Origin of the sequence: Pandoraea nosoerga (genome assembly GCF_902459585.1) — a bacterium.
GTDB classification, from domain to species: domain Bacteria; phylum Pseudomonadota; class Gammaproteobacteria; order Burkholderiales; family Burkholderiaceae; genus Pandoraea; species Pandoraea nosoerga.
On sequence record NZ_CABPSC010000029.1, the window covers coordinates 1 to 5,463 of the forward strand.

9 protein-coding genes are annotated in these 5,463 nt (G+C 44.6%); all 9 read left to right on the forward strand.

Annotation, left to right across the window (positions count from 1 at the left end):
- Nucleotides 1–87: 87 nt before the first annotated feature.
- Entirely contained in the window at nt 88–450 is a 363-nt protein-coding gene (locus PNO31109_RS22480) for a hypothetical protein (RefSeq protein WP_000436966.1), read from the forward strand.
- Complete coding sequence (locus PNO31109_RS22485) at nt 450–620, forward strand: bacteriophage K family protein (protein ID WP_002253904.1); 171 nt, start codon at nt 450–452, stop codon at nt 618–620. Before PNO31109_RS22480 ends, PNO31109_RS22485 begins: the two co-directional genes overlap by 1 nt.
- A complete protein-coding gene (locus PNO31109_RS22490; RefSeq protein WP_016670801.1) occupies nt 553–792 on the forward strand; it encodes a phage DNA packaging protein C in 240 nt (79 codons plus the stop codon). The genes PNO31109_RS22485 and PNO31109_RS22490 overlap by 68 nt, the downstream gene beginning before the upstream one ends.
- A complete protein-coding gene (locus PNO31109_RS22495) occupies nt 789–1,247 on the forward strand; it encodes a scaffolding protein D (protein ID WP_000084700.1) in 459 nt (152 codons plus the stop codon). Before PNO31109_RS22490 ends, PNO31109_RS22495 begins: the two co-directional genes overlap by 4 nt.
- On the forward strand, nt 1,247–1,363 hold the full coding sequence (locus tag PNO31109_RS22500; protein WP_000033471.1) for a phage DNA packaging protein J: 117 nt from the start codon (nt 1,247–1,249) through the stop codon (nt 1,361–1,363). Before PNO31109_RS22495 ends, PNO31109_RS22500 begins: the two co-directional genes overlap by 1 nt.
- Before the next feature lie 36 nt (nt 1,364–1,399).
- On the forward strand, nt 1,400–2,683 hold the full coding sequence (locus PNO31109_RS22505) for a major capsid protein (protein WP_000065572.1): 1,284 nt from the start codon (nt 1,400–1,402) through the stop codon (nt 2,681–2,683).
- A gap of 110 nt (nt 2,684–2,793) precedes the next feature.
- Nucleotides 2,794–3,321 (forward strand): hypothetical protein, encoded by a 528-nt coding sequence (locus PNO31109_RS22510; RefSeq protein WP_000487867.1) that lies wholly within the window; start codon nt 2,794–2,796, stop codon nt 3,319–3,321.
- A gap of 8 nt (nt 3,322–3,329) precedes the next feature.
- Complete coding sequence (locus tag PNO31109_RS22515; RefSeq protein WP_000466547.1) at nt 3,330–4,316, forward strand: Minor spike protein; 987 nt, start codon at nt 3,330–3,332, stop codon at nt 4,314–4,316.
- 63 nt (nt 4,317–4,379) lie between these two features.
- On the forward strand, nt 4,380–5,463 hold a 1,084-nt coding region (locus PNO31109_RS22520), incomplete at its 3' end, for a replication endonuclease (RefSeq protein WP_001476984.1).

Here is a 5,463-nt window from a genome sequence, read left to right on the forward strand (position 1 = left end):
TTATATGGCTGTTGGTTTCTATGTGGCTAAATACGTTAACAAAAAGTCAGATATGGACCTTGCTGCTAAAGGTCTAGGAGCTAAAGAATGGAACAACTCACTAAAAACCAAGCTGTCGCTACTTCCCAAGAAGCTGTTCAGAATCAGAATGAGCCGCAACTTCGGGATGAAAATGCTCACAATGACAAATCTGTCCACGGAGTGCTTAATCCAACTTACCAAGCTGGGTTACGACGCGACGCCGTTCAACCAGATATTGAAGCAGAACGCAAAAAGAGAGATGAGATTGAGGCTGGGAAAAGTTACTGTAGCCGACGTTTTGGCGGCGCAACCTGTGACGACAAATCTGCTCAAATTTATGCGCGCTTCGATAAAAATGATTGGCGTATCCAACCTGCAGAGTTTTATCGCTTCCATGACGCAGAAGTTAACACTTTCGGATATTTCTGATGAGTCGAAAAATTATCTTGATAAAGCAGGAATTACTACTGCTTGTTTACGAATTAAATCGAAGTGGACTGCTGGCGGAAAATGAGAAAATTCGACCTATCCTTGCGCAGCTCGAGAAGCTCTTACTTTGCGACCTTTCGCCATCAACTAACGATTCTGTCAAAAACTGACGCGTTGGATGAGGAGAAGTGGCTTAATATGCTTGGCACGTTCGTCAAGGACTGGTTTAGATATGAGTCACATTTTGTTCATGGTAGAGATTCTCTTGTTGACATTTTAAAAGAGCGTGGATTACTATCTGAGTCCGATGCTGTTCAACCACTAATAGGTAAGAAATCATGAGTCAAGTTACTGAACAATCCGTACGTTTCCAGACCGCTTTGGCCTCTATTAAGCTCATTCAGGCTTCTGCCGTTTTGGATTTAACCGAAGATGATTTCGATTTTCTGACGAGTAACAAAGTTTGGATTGCTACTGACCGCTCTCGTGCTCGTCGCTGCGTTGAGGCTTGCGTTTATGGTACGCTGGACTTTGTAGGATACCCTCGCTTTCCTGCTCCTGTTGAGTTTATTGCTGCCGTCATTGCTTATTATGTTCATCCCGTCAACATTCAAACGGCCTGTCTCATCATGGAAGGCGCTGAATTTACGGAAAACATTATTAATGGCGTCGAGCGTCCGGTTAAAGCCGCTGAATTGTTCGCGTTTACCTTGCGTGTACGCGCAGGAAACACTGACGTTCTTACTGACGCAGAAGAAAACGTGCGTCAAAAATTACGTGCAGAAGGAGTGATGTAATGTCTAAAGGTAAAAAACGTTCTGGCGCTCGCCCTGGTCGTCCGCAGCCGTTGCGAGGTACTAAAGGCAAGCGTAAAGGCGCTCGTCTTTGGTATGTAGGTGGTCAACAATTTTAATTGCAGGGGCTTCGGCCCCTTACTTGAGGATAAATTATGTCTAATATTCAAACTGGCGCCGAGCGTATGCCGCATGACCTTTCCCATCTTGGCTTCCTTGCTGGTCAGATTGGTCGTCTTATTACCATTTCAACTACTCCGGTTATCGCTGGCGACTCCTTCGAGATGGACGCCGTTGGCGCTCTCCGTCTTTCTCCATTGCGTCGTGGCCTTGCTATTGACTCTACTGTAGACATTTTTACTTTTTATGTCCCTCATCGTCACGTTTATGGTGAACAGTGGATTAAGTTCATGAAGGATGGTGTTAATGCCACTCCTCTCCCGACTGTTAACACTACTGGTTATATTGACCATGCCGCTTTTCTTGGCACGATTAACCCTGATACCAATAAAATCCCTAAGCATTTGTTTCAGGGTTATTTGAATATCTATAACAACTATTTTAAAGCGCCGTGGATGCCTGACCGTACCGAGGCTAACCCTAATGAGCTTAATCAAGATGATGCTCGTTATGGTTTCCGTTGCTGCCATCTCAAAAACATTTGGACTGCTCCGCTTCCTCCTGAGACTGAGCTTTCTCGCCAAATGACGACTTCTACCACATCTATTGACATTATGGGTCTGCAAGCTGCTTATGCTAATTTGCATACTGACCAAGAACGTGATTACTTCATGCAGCGTTACCATGATGTTATTTCTTCATTTGGAGGTAAAACCTCTTATGACGCTGACAACCGTCCTTTACTTGTCATGCGCTCTAATCTCTGGGCATCTGGCTATGATGTTGATGGAACTGACCAAACGTCGTTAGGCCAGTTTTCTGGTCGTGTTCAACAGACCTATAAACATTCTGTGCCGCGTTTCTTTGTTCCTGAGCATGGCACTATGTTTACTCTTGCGCTTGTTCGTTTTCCGCCTACTGCGACTAAAGAGATTCAGTACCTTAACGCTAAAGGTGCTTTGACTTATACCGATATTGCTGGCGACCCTGTTTTGTATGGCAACTTGCCGCCGCGTGAAATTTCTATGAAGGATGTTTTCCGTTCTGGTGATTCGTCTAAGAAGTTTAAGATTGCTGAGGGTCAGTGGTATCGTTATGCGCCTTCGTATGTTTCTCCTGCTTATCACCTTCTTGAAGGCTTCCCATTCATTCAGGAACCGCCTTCTGGTGATTTGCAAGAACGCGTACTTATTCGCCACCATGATTATGACCAGTGTTTCCAGTCCGTTCAGTTGTTGCAGTGGAATAGTCAGGTTAAATTTAATGTGACCGTTTATCGCAATCTGCCGACCACTCGCGATTCAATCATGACTTCGTGATAAAAGATTGAGTGTGAGGTTATAACGCCGAAGCGGTAAAAATTTTAATTTTTGCCGCTGAGGGGTTGACCAAGCGAAGCGCGGTAGGTTTTCTGCTTAGGAGTTTAATCATGTTTCAGACTTTTATTTCTCGCCATAATTCAAACTTTTTTTCTGATAAGCTGGTTCTCACTTCTGTTACTCCAGCTTCTTCGGCACCTGTTTTACAGACACCTAAAGCTACATCGTCAACGTTATATTTTGATAGTTTGACGGTTAATGCTGGTAATGGTGGTTTTCTTCATTGCATTCAGATGGATACATCTGTCAACGCCGCTAATCAGGTTGTTTCTGTTGGTGCTGATATTGCTTTTGATGCCGACCCTAAATTTTTTGCCTGTTTGGTTCGCTTTGAGTCTTCTTCGGTTCCGACTACCCTCCCGACTGCCTATGATGTTTATCCTTTGGATGGTCGCCATGATGGTGGTTATTATACCGTCAAGGACTGTGTGACTATTGACGTCCTTCCCCGTACGCCGGGCAATAATGTTTATGTTGGTTTCATGGTTTGGTCTAACTTTACCGCTACTAAATGCCGCGGATTGGTTTCGCTGAATCAGGTTATTAAAGAGATTATTTGTCTCCAGCCACTTAAGTGAGGTGATTTATGTTTGGTGCTATTGCTGGCGGTATTGCTTCTGCTCTTGCTGGTGGCGCCATGTCTAAATTGTTTGGAGGCGGTCAAAAAGCCGCCTCCGGTGGCATTCAAGGTGATGTGCTTGCTACCGATAACAATACTGTAGGCATGGGTGATGCTGGTATTAAATCTGCCATTCAAGGCTCTAATGTTCCTAACCCTGATGAGGCCGTCCCTAGTTTTGTTTCTGGTGCTATGGCTAAAGCTGGTAAAGGACTTCTTGAAGGTACGTTGCAGGCTGGCACTTCTGCCGTTTCTGATAAGTTGCTTGATTTGGTTGGACTTGGTGGCAAGTCTGCCGCTGATAAAGGAAAGGATACTCGTGATTATCTTGCTGCTGCATTTCCTGAGCTTAATGCTTGGGAGCGTGCTGGTGCTGATGCTTCCTCTGCTGGTATGGTTGACGCCGGATTTGAGAATCAAAAAGAGCTTACTAAAATGCAACTGGACAATCAGAAAGAGATTGCCGAGATGCAAAATGAGACTCAAAAAGAGATTGCTGGCATTCAGTCGGCGACTTCACGCCAGAATACGAAAGACCAGGTATATGCACAAAATGAGATGCTTGCTTATCAACAGAAGGAGTCTACTGCTCGCGTTGCGTCTATTATGGAAAACACCAATCTTTCCAAGCAACAGCAGGTTTCCGAGATTATGCGCCAAATGCTTACTCAAGCTCAAACGGCTGGTCAGTATTTTACCAATGACCAAATCAAAGAAATGACTCGCAAGGTTAGTGCTGAGGTTGACTTAGTTCATCAGCAAACGCAGAATCAGCGGTATGGCTCTTCTCATATTGGCGCTACTGCAAAGGATATTTCTAATGTCGTCACTGATGCTGCTTCTGGTGTGGTTGATATTTTTCATGGTATTGATAAAGCTGTTGCCGATACTTGGAACAATTTCTGGAAAGACGGTAAAGCTGATGGTATTGGCTCTAATTTGTCTAGGAAATAACCGTCAGGATTGACACCCTCCCAATTGTATGTTTTCATGCCTCCAAATCTTGGAGGCTTTTTTATGGTTCGTTCTTATTACCCTTCTGAATGTCACGCTGATTATTTTGACTTTGAGCGTATCGAGGCTCTTAAACCTGCTATTGAGGCTTGTGGCATTTCTACTCTTTCTCAATCCCCAATGCTTGGCTTCCATAAGCAGATGGATAACCGCATCAAGCTCTTGGAAGAGATTCTGTCTTTTCGTATGCAGGGCGTTGAGTTCGATAATGGTGATATGTATGTTGACGGCCATAAGGCTGCTTCTGACGTTCGTGATGAGTTTGTATCTGTTACTGAGAAGTTAATGGATGAATTGGCACAATGCTACAATGTGCTCCCCCAACTTGATATTAATAACACTATAGACCACCGCCCCGAAGGGGACGAAAAATGGTTTTTAGAGAACGAGAAGACGGTTACGCAGTTTTGCCGCAAGCTGGCTGCTGAACGCCCTCTTAAGGATATTCGCGATGAGTATAATTACCCCAAAAAGAAAGGTATTAAGGATGAGTGTTCAAGATTGCTGGAGGCCTCCACTATGAAATCGCGTAGAGGCTTTGCTATTCAGCGTTTGATGAATGCAATGCGACAGGCTCATGCTGATGGTTGGTTTATCGTTTTTGACACTCTCACGTTGGCTGACGACCGATTAGAGGCGTTTTATGATAATCCCAATGCTTTGCGTGACTATTTTCGTGATATTGGTCGTATGGTTCTTGCTGCCGAGGGTCGCAAGGCTAATGATTCACACGCCGACTGCTATCAGTATTTTTGTGTGCCTGAGTATGGTACAGCTAATGGCCGTCTTCATTTCCATGCGGTGCACTTTATGCGGACACTTCCTACAGGTAGCGTTGACCCTAATTTTGGTCGTCGGGTACGCAATCGCCGCCAGTTAAATAGCTTGCAAAATACGTGGCCTTATGGTTACAGTATGCCCATCGCAGTTCGCTACACGCAGGACGCTTTTTCACGTTCTGGTTGGTTGTGGCCTGTTGATGCTAAAGGTGAGCCGCTTAAAGCTACCAGTTATATGGCTGTTGGTTTCTATGTGGCTAAATACGTTAACAAAAAGTCAGATATGGACCTTGCTGCTAAAGGTCTAG